The organism is Dyadobacter sp. CECT 9275, from assembly GCF_907164905.1.
GTDB lineage: Bacteria > Bacteroidota > Bacteroidia > Cytophagales > Spirosomataceae > Dyadobacter > Dyadobacter helix.
This window is the reverse complement of the sequence record NZ_CAJRAF010000002.1, coordinates 2,802,664-2,817,875: the sequence shown is the minus strand read 5'-3', so window position 1 is coordinate 2,817,875 and position 15,212 is coordinate 2,802,664. Positions and strand designations below refer to the sequence as shown.

The following is a 15,212-nucleotide window of genomic DNA, read 5'->3' as shown; positions in this document are numbered from 1 at the left end:
TTTATATTACCAAGTGGTGAGGTTTTCTGATGTATCGTTAATCAGGAAAGTAGATACGTTATTGTGCTTCGGCTAGTTCACCCAGATTAAAACATCTTCGGCAACGGGCTTCATACAGATCCGCCTCCCCGAGCAAAACCCTGTCGCCGGAAGGTGAAAGACGATAAGAATGAGAAGCCACCTCGCCGCATACCATACACACCGCATGTACCTTGGTAATGAATTCGGCAATGGCCATGAGCTGTGGCATACATCCAAAAGGTTTTCCCATATAATCCATATCAAGTCCGGCAACGATGACCCTTTTGCCAAAATTGGCAAGCGTTTCGCAGACATCAATCACTGATTCGTCAAAGAATTGCGCTTCATCCAGACCAACCACCTCACAGTCATTGGTGTACTGCAGTATCTCTTGCGCCAGACCAACAGGCGTGGATGGGATAGAATTGTCGTTGTGCGAAACAATGTTCTGGGTATGGTATCGTTTATCCAAAGCTGGTTTAAAGATCTGTATCTTCTGTTTTGCAATGATCGCGCGGTTCAGTCGTCTGATCAGTTCTTCGGTTTTTCCCGAGAACATGGAACCACAGATTACCTCGATCCAACCGGTACGTTGATTTTGTTTTGTATGTGAAGGTTCTACAAACATCTTTGAATAACATGGGCTGCCCCGGCAGCTAATTTTTAATATCTTTACAAATCAAACATATTTTTGTTAAAACACTCTCGTTAAAAATCTCTTATTCGTTATGTCGAATAGTTTGAATATAAATGCGCTCAATCAATACGCTTCACGGTTTGCAGCCCTGGTACTGAATCAGTCGTACCGGTCGCAGGATATAGTTACGGGTAGTGAGCTTCTGAAAATTACACCAGTGCGCCAGGTCAATCTTGGGATTCTTAACAGGCTGTTTGAAGAATGGAAGGGAAATGCGGAGGCTTTCAGAAGCGTTTACTTCGACTTTGAAAATGACGAGGTAAGAGAAGCGCTGCAGGTTTTCATGAACAAGGCATCCCGTCACATAGCCGTTAAACGGGCAGACCTGGAAACGCTGCTCATCGCCTCTGTCAGAGATGCTGTTATCCTGCTTTTTACTCCTGAAATCTATTTTGAAGAGAAAATAAGCGCTGCTGCTAAGGAAGGTTTCAATCATGCTGTATCCGAGCAACTCATTAAGTATACCCATATCCACCGTAATATTGCCGAAGTTCTGGATCAGAGACTCTCCCATACGGGCAGGGATTCTGTCAGTGGCGTCCAGGCCGTCAATTGGGTGAAAGACATTATTTCTGCACCGGAAGCGCTTGATGCCAAGGATGATTACCTTGCACAATTTGCTGAAATACTACCGGTGAATACGGAGGAGCTTTTGCCTCAGGTGACTGCTGCCCATCCCGTGGCCAGCAACCCGTCGGAATCTAAATCTTTCTTTGATTCGGCATTTACTGAGCTGGAACCTGCCTTGAGCGTGTCCTCTTCCGTTTCCCGTGCCGAGCCCGTCAAAACAATACTGTCCGATATCGTTTCCAAAACCCATGTGGCCGAAAAGGAATCCCTCAATAGTCGTTTTAAAGTAAATATGCCCAAAGTTATGGAAGAGAATACCTACGGCAATGTGCCGGTAAAAGTGGAAAGTATTGCTGGTTCTATCCCCCTCGGCCAGCGGTTTATGTTTGTGAATCAGTTGTTCAATAAAAACAGCGAACATTTTGATAAAGCGATTTATGAACTGGATACTGTTAAAAGTTACGAGGAAGCGCAGGATCTTATCTGGCACCGGTATGCCTCCAAGTATGCGTGGGATGTGAACGGCGAAGCAGTTACTTCCTTACTGGCGCTCGTCAAAAGAAAGTTCAGCAACTAAGGCATAGAAGTTAGAAAATAAGGACTGAGGTCCCGTATTGCCTCAATCGAAACCAGGCAGTTGCTGTCTGGTTTGTGGTTATTTTTTTGAATACAAACTGGCGTTTTAAATATGAAAGAGCAATCTGGATATTTAACTCGACAGAAAAACTTCATTCTTTTCTTTATTCTTTTTGGTACTTCTATCCATTTTTCTCTTGCGGAGGGCAATCCCTTTGTGGCCGGAGCAAGAGCGTGGGGTATTGCCAATGCCACTGTGGCTCGTCATGATCAGTTCTCCATTTATGGGAATGCTGCAGGTATGGCTGCATCAGGGCAGCCTGCCCTATTCTCATCATTCGATTCTCATTTTGGTTTTGAAGGGCTTAATACTGTTGCTTTTGCCATAACCAGCCCACTTTCTTCAGACTTGTCCGGTGGGTTTTCTGTTTTACGTTTCGGGGATAAATTCTATAATGAATTCGCGATGGCGATCGGTGCCGGGCACCGGATCAATCAAGTCAGCCTGGGTATGAAAGTCAACTATTTGCAGACAGCCGTTAATATTTCTTCCCTGTCTACCAGCCATAGAGCCGCGGTGATGGAACTTGGAGGGATCGTAAAAGTTACGCCGGCATTATCCGTTGGCGCTCACATGTATAACCTTTTACAATCTTCCTATTCGGGCGATTTGCATGCCAGGGTACCAACTGTTCTGAAAGCAGGATTTCAATATTCGTCAGGAGAGACAGTCACGTTCAGTGCAGAAATGAATAAACATACAGATCAGCCGGTAGCTTTCCGGGCGGGGCTGGAGTACCGCTTTTTGAAACAGCTTTATTTGAGAACGGGGATCTCCACACGGCCGGTTATGCATTATTTCGGCACAGGGTTCAGTACTTTAAAATTCAGAATAGATTATGCCGTTAGTACCCACCCGCAACTGGGCTGGTCACACCATTTTTCTTTGTTATATCTTCTTAAATCAGCAAAGGGACAAAAAGAGAAACATCCGGCTGGGCTTTAACTAGCTGTTGATTAGCCGTATGAACATGCCTTTTGCCATTTCTAAGGCCTCGATGTCGATACGGATCGGTTCTTTTTTCTCTTTCGCAAACGCAATTAATTTTTCTGTTGGCATATTGCCAACCAGGTCATCCTGGGCCATGGGGCAGCCTCCGTATCCCAGGATGGCACCATCGAACCGGCGACAGCCTGACAGGAAAGCAGCATCAAGTTTGGTTTTCCACTGACCGGGAAGGGAATGGAAATGCGCACCGAATTCGAGGTCGGGCCGGGTAGAAATCAGTTGGGCAAACAGGCTGCTGATATCTGTTTCCCTCGCAACACCAACGGTATCCGAAAGGGAAAAAATCCGTATGCCCAGTAGTGAAAGTTTGTCTACCCAATTCAATACAATGTCCGTATTCCATTCGTCGTCGTACGGATTGCCGAATCCCATAGAGATATAAATAACCACTTCCTTACCATGTTGATGGGCAGCAGCGGTTATTCTTTCTACTCTTCCCAGAGACTCACTGATGGTGGAATGCGTATTGCGCATCTGAAATGTTTCCGATACTGAAAACGGAAAACCCAGATACCTGATCTGTTCAAAAGCACATGCCTCCTGTGCACCCCGCTCATTGGCAACGATGGACAGCAACCTGGTGGAAGTCCCGGAAAGGTCGAGTCGGTCTATAAGATGGGCAGTGTCCCTGACCTGTGGCATGGCACTGGCAGATACAAAACTTCCAAAATCAATGGTATCAAAACCTACCCTGAGCAGCTGATTGATATAAGCTGCCTTTTCAGGGGTAGGGATGAAAGTATGATGACCCTGCCAGGCATCCCTGGGACATTCAACGATTTTCATAAGATAAAGATAAAGGCATTTCCGGTAAAGAAAACGTAACGCTGTGTCGGTATCTTATGAAAATCCGGGGGTATGTTCGTTATTTTAAAATAGGAGCAAGAGCTTCCTCGTTTTCTGCCAGCCAGGCCGTGATTTCCTCAACAATCTGTCTGATTCCGATCTCAGGTTTCCAGCCCGTTAATGCGGTAACCTTTGTGTTGTCAGTAACGTAAAGTCTGATATCAGCCGTTCTGTTTTCCGGGACAACCTTAATCGGGATGGTTTTCCCGGTTACTTCCTGGCATATTTTAGTAAGTTCCTGTAAAGAAGCGCTGCTTTCTAGCCCACCACCTGCATTGAGAATCTCGCCGTTTACCTTGTCAATATGATGGAGCTGCCAGTCGATGAGCCGGTAAAGATCTGCAACATGGAGCATATCTCTGATTTGTTTGCCGGTTCCGCCATAGCCGAAGTATCCCAGCTGCTGTTCAAAATAATGTTTGGCAATCCATAGTACCATCACGCCCTGGTCCACCTTTCCCATTTGCCAGGGGCCGGTAATCACCCCGCAGCGGTTAATCACAGTACGCAGGTTATAAAACTCATTGTATTCCTGAATGATCAGTTCCGAGGCCAGTTTGGTGGTTCCATACAGCGAACGGGCGCCATTGAGGGGGAAATCTTCTGCAATGCCTTTGGATGAGGCACCCGGCACGGGCTGTTCATCACTGAGCGCAAAACGGGTTTCCTCTTCAACGAAATTCAGGGTTTCAATGGTTTTAATAGGATATACGCGGCTGGTCGAAAGGAAGATGAAGTCGGCTTTATGTTTTAAGGCATAGTTCAGGCAGTTGACTGTCCCTACCAGGTTAGTATTGATCAGGTAATCGGGTGTACCATCTAGTCCGGCAAGTACCGAAGGCTCCGCAGAAGCTTCAATTACGGCATCAACGGGAGGAAAAGCATCAAAATCCTCCTTGTTCCGGATGTCTCCGTGGATAAATTCTACACCAGCTTGTTTCAGTCGGCTGATATTCAGTTCAGAACCACGGCGTTTTAAGTTGTCAAGTGCAAATACCTGATAGTCAGGATAGTTTGTTTTAAGAGATATTGCCAGTGCAGAACCCACGAAACCAGCCCCGCCGGTAATAAGTAATTTCATAGTAAGAGATGTGTCTAAATAATCTTTCAGTTTTCAAAGTTAGAGGCAATCTTTCAGATTGAACCCAAATAAAAAGAAATTTATTCCTTCCAACCAATTTGATTATCCAGCGGTCTTTTAACAAATGATTATTCTGCTTTTTCAAGTAAGTAACTTATATTCACATCTTTTAAAGAATAATTGCCACATAACATTTACCCGACGCGTTATTATCTTAAAAAAATGGCGAATATATGCGCATAGCTGTACCCTTGTTTATTTCTGCTTTTCTTATCCCGCTGATGTTGCAGGGACAGTCAGCTTCAAAAGCGCTTGCAGTCGATGGCGCATCCTATCCGGAAACCGAATATAAACGGGCAACGGCCTACACTCAGAATTTATATAACGGCAGAATCTACTATTTGTATGATCCTAAGGCTGAGGAACATCAGTTTTATGTGGAACGGAAGTGGGAAAAGGGCAGTGTTTATTATGATGGGCAGCGCTTTGACAGTATTCCCATGTTGTACGACATTGTCAGGGATGAGTTGGTAATCAGGAGTTTGCAGGGTGATTATATGTTGCTTCAATCGGAGCGTGTCAAGTATTTTGACCTCATGGGACATCATTTTGACAGGATGATCACAGGCAAGACCATTGGCCCCTCCATGCAAACGGGTTTCTATGATTTAATATACAAGGGTAAAACCAGAACGCTGGTCCGCAGGAAAAAGGAGCGGCAGGAAAAAATTATTGAGAAAAAAATAATCCCGCTTTTCCCGCAAAAGGATTTCTATTACATCTTCCAAAATGGAATGTATCACCAGGTACGCTCCAAAAAATCGGTGTTGGCACTTTTTCCGGAGCACAGCCGGGAATTGAAAAAGGTGCTTCGGGAGCAGCATATCAAATACAGGAAAAACCGTGAGGCAGCCATTTCGACAATGGTAGCCCGTTATGATGAATTGGCTATATGATGAAAAAACTTTTACATCTTTCTTTTTTGATTGGTTTCCTGTTATCCGCCAGAAATGGTTTCGGGCAGGCTGTACCCGAAAAGCTCATTTCAATGAAACTTGATTCCGCAAGGTTCAATGAATTTGTGAAGCAGGTCGAATCACAGTCGGGCTACTTTTTTTACTACGATGCCACCCGGTTCGACAGCCTTACGCTGGATCTTAACATAGTAAACCAGCCCATCAGGAAGGTTTTAGACGAGGTATTCAAAGGATCTGAATTTGAATACGCAATTGATGCCCAGAAAAGGATATTCATCACCGAAGGCCAGCGCATCATCACACAGTTACAGCCGGGTATTTTCGATCCTGACAATGGATCTGATAGCCAGGCCACGGCTTATACAGGTCCGGAAAATGATGCCAGAGAGAAATTGCTTTCCACGGCAGAAAGCAAGCTGCACGAAATTGGTATCAGAAAACACAGGATTGTGCCGGGCAACTCCACCGTGACCGGTTATATCCGAAATGCAACCAATGGGGAGCCCGTCATTGGTGCGGCGGTTTTCATAGAAAGCCCTTCCATTGGCGCCAGTACCGATGCCCTGGGTTTTTATTCACTGACCATTCCACGCGGGAGACACCAGCTGAAAGTGAAAAGCTTTGGTATGCGCGAAACGCAGCGGAGAATTGTGTTATATTCCGATGGCAAGCTGGACATAGAAATGCGTGAAAGTGTAATTGCCCTTAAGGAGGTGTCTGTGAAGGCAGGTATGGATAAAAACGTTGTAGGTACCCAAATGGGACAGGTGAAACTGACTATTAAAAACCTGAAACAGGTACCGACAGTGTTTGGTGAAACGGATCTGTTAAGGACGGTTCTTACTTTGCCGGGTATCAAGTCGGTGGGAGAAAACAGCACTGGCCTCAATGTTAGAGGTGGTTCCACGGATCAGAACCTGATCCAGTTTAACGAGGCCGTTATTTACAACCCATCACACCTTTTTGGATTTTTCTCGGCATTTAATCCTGACATCCTTCGTGATGTAGAACTTTACAAAAGTACGATTCCTTCCAAATTCGGAGGCAGATTATCTTCAGTACTGGATATCAACGGCCGCGATGGTAATAAGAAAAAATTTGTGGTCTCAGGCGGTATCGGGTTGGTAACCGGCAGGGTCACTGTGGAGGGGCCGATCATCAAGGACAAAACGTCGTTCATTCTGGGCGGGCGCTCCACCTATTCCAACTGGGTGATCAGGGCGCTGGACAATCCGGCTTACAACAAAAGTTCGGCATCTTTTTATGACCTGAATCTTCAGGTTACGCATGAGGTCAACGAAAAAAATACGATTTTACTGACCGCTTACAACAGCAGCGATCGTTTCAGGTTATATGGCGATACGCTGTATACCTATCAGAATCAGTTGGGTGCGCTGAAATGGAAACATACTTTTAATTCGAAATTATACAGTGAGTTTACGGCGTCACATAGCAAATATCAATACCACATGGGAGCGTCCGGGCTTCCGCTGAACTCCTTTGATCTTAAGTTTGATATCAACCAATCCAATTTTAAAGCCGATTTCAGTTACAATCTCACACCTAAGCATACCCTGGATTTCGGATTAAGTTCTATTTATTATAAACTGCATCCGGGGTCCTTTAAGGCTCGTGGAGAGCAATCACTGATCATTCCGGATGAGCTGGAAACGGAACAGGCACTGGAAAGTGCGGTGTACATAGAGGATAAATTTGAAGCCAGTCCGAGGCTGTCTATCACCGCTGGACTGAGGTATTCTTTTTACCAGTATCTTGGTCCCAAAACGGTTAACAAGTATGTAGAGGGATATCCGATAGATTATATTTATCAGGACGGGACAGTCAGCTACTCTTCAGGAAAAGCCATTAAGAAATACGGCGGCCCCGAAATTCGTGTTTCGGCCAGGTATAGTATTCTGGATAATCTTTCCTTAAAGGTCAGTTACAACACGCTGAGGCAGTACATCCATCTGCTGACCAACACCATGACCGTTTCACCAACGGATATCTGGAAGTTAAGTGATCCTTTTATCAAACCGCAGATCGGGGATCAGATCTCGCTGGGTTTGTACCGCAACCTGCGAGGTAACAAAATAGAGGTTTCTCTGGAAGGATATTACAAGAATATTCACAACTTCCTCGATTATAAAGGCGGCGATTCCCTGATCATGAATCATAATATAGAAGCGGCTGTCATCAATACCAAGGCAAAAGCTTATGGTATTGAATTGATGATCAAGAAAATGACAGGAAAACTGAACGGCTGGATAGGATATACCTACTCACGGACTTTGCTGAGGGCTATTGACAGAGATTCACCAGATGCACCAAACGACGGGAATTTTTATCCGAGCAATTATGATAAACCACACGATTTCACGGCTATCACCAACTACCGGTTTTCGCATCGGTTCAGTTTATCGCTGAATTTTACATACAGTACCGGCCGCCCCTATACACCGCCCATTGGTAAGTACATCATAGACGGCTCGCAGCGGGTATATTATGCAGACCGTAACCAGTTCAGGATCCCCGATTATTATCGTGTGGATGTGGCGATGAATTTTGAAGGAAACCATAAGATCAAAAAGCTCGCGCATAGCTCATGGACATTTGCCGTGTATAACCTGCTCGGTCGAAAGAATCCCACATCAGTTTATTTTCAGACTATTGCGGGAAGGGTGAACGGATACCAGCTTTCGATTTTTGGACAGCCGATACCTACCCTTACTTACAACTTCCGATTTTAATTGTCACTAAGATGATCAAAAAATATTTACTGCTGATAGTGCTTACAACCGGGCTAATGGGACTCATATATGGCTGTATTGATCCTTTTTCACCACCCGAAGTAAATTCTGACGAAGGATATCTGGTGGTTGATGGTTTTTTAAATGCCGGGCAGGATACCAGCAGGATAGAGCTTCGGCATTCACAAAATGTTAATGCCAATACAGCGCCTGCTTTTGAAGCAGGTGCTAAAGTGTCTGTACAAAGCGAGGCGGGCGAGAGCTTTAATTTTACAGAACAGGGCAAAGGTCTTTACATTCTTCCACCGGTCAGAATTGATCTGACGACGAAATACCGCTTGTCTGTCGTCTTAAAGGGAGGACAGGAATATCTGTCCGAATATGTCAAAGTAAGTACTACACCACCTATTGACTCCATTTCCACAAAACTGGACGAACCAAGAAATGGCATGGTGTTCATGGTGAGTACCCATGACCCCACCAACAATACCCGTTTTTACCGTTGGAAATTTGAAGAAACCTATGAATATACGGCGTCAAAATATTCGACTATAATGGTGCAGGGCGATCAGATCATAAATCGCCCCGATAATATTTATACCTGCTGGCGCAGCTCGTCCTCAACCAACATCATGCTGGGGTCAACGATTAAGTTAAGTAAGGATGAGATAAAGGACCTGCCGCTCAGCCTGGTGGATATCGCTACCAACAAACTTTTTATCAAATACAGCCTGTTGGTAAAACAATACGGACTAACCCGTGAGGCTTTCGAATACTGGACCAATTTATCCAAAACAACGCAGGGGACGGGGAGCTTGTTTGATCCCCTTCCTTCCCAGGTTACCGGTAATATCAGAAATAAGGCCAATGCCCGCGAGCTGGTATTTGGTTATTTCAGTGCTTCCGTGGAAACGCAGAAAAGGATATTTGTTACGCCGCATCTGGGGTATTTCCCTCAGTGTGAAGCGGATACGCTACCCATCCGCTGCCCTTCGCCCAGGGAAGAGCCTAAAGAATGTGCCTTTAATACTCAGAAATTGCTGATATCGTATCTGGATAATGAAAATGTACTGGCCGCTCCGCCAAATTGCGCAGATTGCCGGCTGCAGGGAGGTTCTACAACGAGGCCTTCGTTCTGGAGATAACCTGGCGGATGAGTAGGATGTATGCGTCGGTTCGGAAGGCCGGTTACTTAACTATACTGGGCGATGTCGGATTCTGTACTGATTATTAACCGTGCCTGCGCCGATGGAGGCTTCGGGGAGGAACCATAAAACAACCAGATTACTGGTTATGATAGATCACATTTATACAATGATACCGTTGAAACACAAAGGCAATCTTTTTCAGCTTTTATTCCTTCTCGTAGCCGTTTCTGCAAGTGGGCAGGATTCCTGGATGAAATCAACCGGGGACAGGTTTCAGCTATTTGCCAAAAGGGCAGTGCAGGAGAAGATATACCTGCATACCGACAGGACCTTTTACGTCGTGGGGGAGACGATGTGGTTTAAGGCTTACAATGTGGAAGCGGGCACCAACAGTTTTCTGGATTTGAGTAAAGTGGCTTATCTGGAGGTACTGGATAAAGAGAATAATGCAGTAGCGCAAACCAAATTTTCCATGCTGGAAGGTAAAGGTAACGGAAGTCTGATTATCCCGTCCACCATTGCGAGCGGTATGTATAAGGTTCGGTGTTACACCAACTGGATGAAAAATTTTGATGTGGGTTATTTCTTTGAAATGCCGGTTTCGGTTGTTAATCCGTTTGTCCGTTTTGATCCGGACCCCGACAGTAAAAAGGAGGTGAGTTATGATGTTCAGTTTTTCCCTGAAGGCGGGCAAATGGTCAGGAATGTGGCTGGAAAAGTTGCTTTCCGGGCAGTGGGCACAGATGGGAAGGGAATTGCATTTTCAGGGGCGGTGATTAACCGCAGCAATGATACGATCGTCCGATTTTCGCCCTCGAAGTATGGTATAGGGTATTTTATGTTCAGGCCGGAGGAAGGGGAGGAATATAAAGCGGTGATCCGTAATGCGAACGGAAAAAGCTTTACCTATCCGCTACCGACCATAGCCCAGGAGGGGTATGTGATGGCAGTGAAGGATTCAGCCGCTAACTTGCTCAGCATTTCTGTTACAGGAAAACCGGGAAGCGAAAACCGGAAAAACCTTTATCTGGTTACTCATACCCGGCAAAGCAATGTTCAGGTACAGAAACTAAGCCTGGAGGGGAATAAAGCCATATTTGCCCTCGATAAAAATTTGCTTGGGGACGGGATATCCCATATCACCGTGCTGGACGAAAATCACAGACCTTTATGTGAGCGGTTATATTTTAAATATCCCACCAACTTTCTGGCAGTTGCGGGAAAAGTTGCAAAGCCGGAGTTTATGTCCCGCGAAATGGTGACACTGGACTTGTCGGCCAATGTTGCGTCGGTCCCGGCCAACGGCGCCAATCTTTCCGTAGCCATTTACCTGGCCGACTCCATAAAGATGCCCGGGCAACAGGATATTTCGAGTTATCTGTGGCTGTCGTCCGACCTGCGTGGAAAAGTGGAGTCTCCCGAGTCCTATTTCGACGGGACCAGTAAAACGGCATCCGCTGACATGGATAACCTGATGCTTACTCATGGCTGGAGAAGGTTTAAATGGGAAAATGTATTGGCAGGAAACGATGAGTATCCCCATCTGCCTGAGCATCACGGGCATTTTATTTATGCAAAGCTGACGGATACCCGCACCGGCGAGGCTGCTGCCGGCATAGATACCTACCTGGCCGCTCCTGACGCGCCGTCCAGGTTGTATGTCACTCAAAGCAATACGAAGGGTGAAGTGAGATTTGAAGTAAAGGATTTTTTCGGGCCCAAGGAAATTACTCTGCAAACGAACCTGCGGGAGGATAGCACCTATAAATTTGAATTGTTGAATCCTTTCTCCAGGCAATTTTCAGAAAAAACATCCCCGGATTTCCTGTTTGATAAAACACTGGAAAATGAACTGCTGAAACGCACCATCAACATGCAAACGGGTAACGTCTTTTTACCAAAACCTTATGCCCAGGGGAAGGCTGAGATGGCTGACTCCATGGCATTTTTTGGCAAGCCGGATGAGCGCTATTTCCTGGATGACTTTACCCGGTTCCCGACCATGGAGGAGGTGTTGCGTGAGTATGTAAGGGGAGTGCTGGTTAGAAGAAGACATAAGGAATTTCATTTCAGGATGATTGACAAGCTCGTGCCCAATATGTTTTACAACACGGATCCACTTGTCTTGCTGGATGGAATACCGGTTTTCAATATTGATAAGATCATGGAGTTTGACCCTCTGAAGATCAAAAAAATTGAATTAATGAATGCCAAATATTTCCTGGGGACCATGAGCTTTACAGGCATCACAAGTTTTTCGACTTACCAGAATGATCTCGCCGGTTTTGAACTTGATCCCAGGGTACTGGTAACTCCTTATGACGGGATTCAGGCCACCAGAGAGTTTTATTCTCCAAAATACGACTCCAAAACTGCATTGGGAAGCCGCATTCCGGATTTCAGGAATCTGCTGTACTGGCAACCTAATGTAACCCTGGACGAAACAGGAAAAGCACAGCTTCAGTTTTATACTTCTGATCAGACGGGGCGTTACAAAGTGGTTGTCCAGGGTATCACCCCGGCTGGTAATACCGGTAGCCACACCTTCACCTTTGATGTCGGGAAAAGAGGTTTGTAATTTTCAAATATAATACTCGGAGGTATGCTTGATCTCCTTAAGCACAAAAGTGCTGTTGAGAACACCTATGTTGTCTATCTTGGATAATTTGTATTTAACAAAATCATGGTATTCGTCCAGGCTGCGGACATTGATCTTGAGTAGGAAGTCTACTTGCCCGGCCATGTGGTAACACTCCTGTACTTCTTCGAGGTTCTGGATTTCCTGTTCAAATTTTTCAATAAAAGCTTCGTTGTGGTAACGCATCGATACCTGGCAGATGGTAGTGACCGATCGGTTGATCAGTTTTTTGTCCAGGATGGCCACATAATTTTTGATGTAACCCAGGCTTTCCAGCCTCCTTATCCGCTCATAAACCGGTGATGCCGTCAGATTCAATGTCGTAGCAATTTCCTTGGTCGTCTTTTTTGCATCTTTCTGAAGAATACGCAGGATTTTGGTATCTATTTTGTCGAGTTGTTCCATTGATGTTTTCTTTTTGGAATAATATTTTCTGCAAGAGAATATTTATAAGACACGATTTGATACTAATTACTGAGAAAGATACTAAGTGCAGTAATCTTTACTATAAATATACCTGATTCTTGAAAATATTGTTTCATATCTCAAAATTGCAGGAGATTTATACTTTCACTTAAAGCCTGGTATATGAAATCGGAACGCATATTAATCATTGGGTCCAACGGGCAGATTGGCTCAGTTCTGGCTGAATTTTTAAGAGGTATTTACAGTGAAAGTAATGTAATCGGGGCGGATCTGAGCAAGCCTGAAAACGTGAAGGGCCCTTTCGAAATTCTTGATGCTACGGATCGGCAAGCGGTTTTTGGGGTATTTAAGAAGTATAAAATTAGCCAGGTGTACCATCTGGCAGCGATACTTTCTGCAAAGGGAGAGCAGCAGCCGCTGATCACCTGGCAGGTCAACATGCAAACTTATTTTAATGTCCTTGAGGCGTCCAGGGAATACGGTGTGAAAAAGGTTTTTTACCCCAGTTCCATCGCCGTTTTCGGTGCCGGTATCCACGGCGAAGCGAAGCAAAGTTCCTACCTGGACCCGGGCACTGTTTATGGTATCAGCAAGGTGGCCGGAGAAAACTGGTCAAATTATTATTTCAGAAAATATGGAATAGATATTCGTTCACTGAGGTACCCTGGAATCATAGGGTACCAGTCGATGCCCGGAGGCGGCACCACCGACTATGCCGTTGATATCTATCATAAGGCTGTGAAGGGCGAACATTTTGAATGCTTTTTGAAGCCAGACACCACTCTGCCGATGATCTACATCGCTGATGCGCTGGATGCTTCGGTGAGGCTCATGGAAGCGCCCGCTGACCGGATCACGATCAGGACGGGGTACAATCTGGCTGGGATGAGTTTCTCACCTGATGAGGTTATAAGGAGCATACGTAAATTAATTCCCGGTTTTGAGGTTACTTATCTGCCCGATTTCCGACAGGAAATTGCAGCATCGTGGCCGCAAACTGTCGATGACAGTCAGGCAAGGAAGGATTGGGGCTGGCGGCCTTCCTATAATCTTGAGAAAATGACAAAGGAAATGATCCTTGAACTCAGGAAAAAATACGATCTGGTGGAGAACTGATATTTGGAATCAATTAACCTGTTAATCTTAAAGACCATGTACGGAAATATTAAAGAGGAATTGCAGCAGGAGCTTGAAGAGATCAAAGGCGCAGGGCTTTATAAGAAGGAAAGGATAATTACCTCCCCGCAGGCAGCGGCTATCAGGACTAGTGACGGAAAAGAGGTATTGAATTTTTGTGCCAATAATTATCTCGGACTTTCGTCTCATCCGGAGGTTATTGAGGCAGGAATAGACGCCATACGTACACATGGCTTTGGTATGTCATCTGTAAGGTTTATCTGCGGAACCCAGGACATTCACAAGCAGCTTGAAAGAAAAACCGCTGAATTCCTGGGCGCTGAAGATTGTATCCTTTATGCTGCAGCATTTGATGCCAACGGCGGTGTTTTCGAGCCATTACTCAATGAGCAGGACGCCATTATTTCGGATGAACTGAACCATGCATCACTGATTGATGGTATACGGTTGTGTAAAGCAAAGCGGTTCAGATACAAACATAATGATCTGGAGGATCTAAAAGATCAGTTAAAGTCGGCTACCGGAAGCAGGAGAATTATGGTGGTGACGGATGGTGTTTTTTCGATGGACGGGACCATCGCACAGCTGGATAAAATCTGTGACCTTGCGGAGCAGTATAATGCCATGGTCATGATTGACGAATGCCACGCAACCGGTTTTATTGGTAAAACGGGGCGAGGAACGCATGAATTCCGCAACGTCATGGGGCGTGTTGATATCATTACCGGGACCTACGGCAAAGCGCTGGGAGGTGCATCCGGGGGGTTTACTGCGGCCAGAAAGGAAATTGTTGAGATACTCCGGCAGCGCTCGCGCCCTTATCTTTTCTCCAACACCCTGGCTCCCTCCATCGTAGGAGCTTCCATCAAAGTGCTGGAACTGCTCAGTGCTTCCACCGCATTGCGGGATAAGCTGGAATACAATACAGCATATTTCAGGAAGGCAATGACCGAAGCAGGGTTTGATATCCTGCCGGGAGAACATCCCATTGTGCCCATCATGTTGTATGATGCCAAACTGGCTCAGGAGTTCTCGGCCAGATTACTGGAAGAGGGTATTTATGTGATCGGCTTTTTCTATCCTGTGGTGCCGCAGGGGAAAGCGCGCATCAGGGTTCAGATCTCAGCGGGGCATGAACAGCAGCACCTGGAAAAAGCAGTACAGGCATTCACTAAAGTGGGTAAGTTATTAGGAGTCCTGAAATAAACATCAGCGCAGCCCAACATTAAGACGCGGTCTGCACAGACGCGGTCTGCATAGACGCGGTCGGCGAGGA

The 15,212-nt window shown here is 45.6% G+C and carries 12 protein-coding genes; 8 read left to right on the top strand and 4 right to left on the bottom strand.

Features of this window, described 5'->3' with window-relative positions; all coding sequences use genetic code 11:
* Positions 1-58: 58 nt before the first annotated feature.
* On the bottom strand, positions 59-649 hold the full coding sequence (locus KOE27_RS19370) for a thymidine kinase (protein ID WP_215240458.1): 591 nt from the start codon (positions 647-649) through the stop codon (positions 59-61).
* A gap of 100 nt (positions 650-749) precedes the next feature.
* Between KOE27_RS19370 and KOE27_RS19365 the strand changes: the two genes are divergently transcribed.
* Together KOE27_RS19365 and KOE27_RS19360 are read left to right on the top strand one after the other, a co-directional pair.
* Complete coding sequence (locus KOE27_RS19365) at positions 750-1,865, top strand: hypothetical protein (protein WP_215240457.1); 1,116 nt, start codon at positions 750-752, stop codon at positions 1,863-1,865.
* Positions 1,866-1,976: 111 nt separating this feature from the next.
* Positions 1,977-2,870 (top strand): PorV/PorQ family protein, encoded by an 894-nt coding sequence (locus tag KOE27_RS19360; protein ID WP_215240456.1) that lies wholly within the window; start codon positions 1,977-1,979, stop codon positions 2,868-2,870.
* On the opposite strand, the gene KOE27_RS19355 is transcribed toward KOE27_RS19360, so the two are convergent.
* Complete coding sequence (locus KOE27_RS19355) at positions 2,871-3,719, bottom strand: beta/alpha barrel domain-containing protein (protein ID WP_215240455.1); 849 nt, start codon at positions 3,717-3,719, stop codon at positions 2,871-2,873.
* Between the two features lie 79 nt (positions 3,720-3,798).
* Positions 3,799-4,860, bottom strand: a complete 1,062-nt coding sequence (locus tag KOE27_RS19350; RefSeq protein ID WP_215240454.1) for an NAD-dependent epimerase/dehydratase family protein — start codon at positions 4,858-4,860, stop codon at positions 3,799-3,801.
* Between the two features lie 233 nt (positions 4,861-5,093).
* On the opposite strand from KOE27_RS19350, the gene KOE27_RS19345 reads away from it, so the two are divergent.
* The 4 genes from KOE27_RS19345 (at position 5,094) to KOE27_RS19330 (ending at position 12,313) form a co-directional block, all read left to right on the top strand.
* Positions 5,094-5,816 (top strand): hypothetical protein, encoded by a 723-nt coding sequence (locus KOE27_RS19345; RefSeq protein ID WP_229252838.1) that lies wholly within the window; start codon positions 5,094-5,096, stop codon positions 5,814-5,816.
* Entirely contained in the window at positions 5,816-8,587 is a 2,772-nt protein-coding gene (locus tag KOE27_RS19340) for a TonB-dependent receptor (protein WP_215241683.1), read from the top strand. The genes KOE27_RS19345 and KOE27_RS19340 overlap by 1 nt, the downstream gene beginning before the upstream one ends.
* A gap of 11 nt (positions 8,588-8,598) precedes the next feature.
* A complete protein-coding gene (locus KOE27_RS19335; RefSeq protein WP_215240453.1) occupies positions 8,599-9,732 on the top strand; it encodes a DUF4249 domain-containing protein in 1,134 nt (377 codons plus the stop codon).
* Between the two features lie 148 nt (positions 9,733-9,880).
* Positions 9,881-12,313: a hypothetical protein gene (locus KOE27_RS19330; protein WP_215240452.1), complete on the top strand. Its 2,433-nt coding sequence runs from the start codon at positions 9,881-9,883 to the stop codon at positions 12,311-12,313.
* A 3-nt stretch (positions 12,314-12,316) separates the two neighbouring features.
* Here KOE27_RS19330 and KOE27_RS19325 read toward each other — a convergent pair whose 3' ends face one another.
* Positions 12,317-12,778 carry an Lrp/AsnC family transcriptional regulator gene (locus KOE27_RS19325; RefSeq protein WP_215240451.1) on the bottom strand — a complete coding sequence of 154 codons (462 nt, stop codon included), beginning with the start codon at positions 12,776-12,778 and terminating at the stop codon, positions 12,317-12,319.
* 183 nt (positions 12,779-12,961) lie between these two features.
* Between KOE27_RS19325 and KOE27_RS19320 the strand changes: the two genes are divergently transcribed.
* Positions 12,962-13,915 carry an NAD-dependent epimerase/dehydratase family protein gene (locus KOE27_RS19320; protein ID WP_215240450.1) on the top strand — a complete coding sequence of 318 codons (954 nt, stop codon included), beginning with the start codon at positions 12,962-12,964 and terminating at the stop codon, positions 13,913-13,915.
* A 36-nt stretch (positions 13,916-13,951) separates the two neighbouring features.
* Positions 13,952-15,142, top strand: coding sequence for a glycine C-acetyltransferase (gene kbl, locus KOE27_RS19315; protein ID WP_215240449.1), 1,191 nt, complete (start codon positions 13,952-13,954; stop codon positions 15,140-15,142).
* Positions 15,143-15,212 lie beyond the last annotated feature (70 nt).

Excerpts from the sequence above, each read along its gene's own strand:
- KOE27_RS19365 (WP_215240457.1), top strand. The coding sequence starts at position 750 with ATGTCGAATAGTTTGAATATAAATGCGCTCAATCAATACGCTTCACGG.
- KOE27_RS19340 (WP_215241683.1), top strand. The coding sequence starts at position 5,816 with ATGAAAAAACTTTTACATCTTTCTTTTTTGATTGGTTTCCTGTTATCC.
- KOE27_RS19325 (WP_215240451.1), bottom strand. The coding sequence starts at position 12,778 with ATGGAACAACTCGACAAAATAGATACCAAAATCCTGCGTATTCTTCAG.
- KOE27_RS19355 (WP_215240455.1), bottom strand. The coding sequence starts at position 3,719 with ATGAAAATCGTTGAATGTCCCAGGGATGCCTGGCAGGGTCATCATACT.
- KOE27_RS19350 (WP_215240454.1), bottom strand. The coding sequence starts at position 4,860 with ATGAAATTACTTATTACCGGCGGGGCTGGTTTCGTGGGTTCTGCACTG.
- KOE27_RS19360 (WP_215240456.1), top strand. The coding sequence starts at position 1,977 with ATGAAAGAGCAATCTGGATATTTAACTCGACAGAAAAACTTCATTCTT.
- KOE27_RS19335 (WP_215240453.1), top strand. The coding sequence starts at position 8,599 with ATGATCAAAAAATATTTACTGCTGATAGTGCTTACAACCGGGCTAATG.
- KOE27_RS19320 (WP_215240450.1), top strand. The coding sequence starts at position 12,962 with ATGAAATCGGAACGCATATTAATCATTGGGTCCAACGGGCAGATTGGC.
- kbl (WP_215240449.1), top strand. The coding sequence starts at position 13,952 with ATGTACGGAAATATTAAAGAGGAATTGCAGCAGGAGCTTGAAGAGATC.
- KOE27_RS19345 (WP_229252838.1), top strand. The coding sequence starts at position 5,094 with ATGCGCATAGCTGTACCCTTGTTTATTTCTGCTTTTCTTATCCCGCTG.
- KOE27_RS19330 (WP_215240452.1), top strand. The coding sequence starts at position 9,881 with ATGATAGATCACATTTATACAATGATACCGTTGAAACACAAAGGCAAT.
- KOE27_RS19370 (WP_215240458.1), bottom strand. The coding sequence starts at position 649 with ATGTTTGTAGAACCTTCACATACAAAACAAAATCAACGTACCGGTTGG.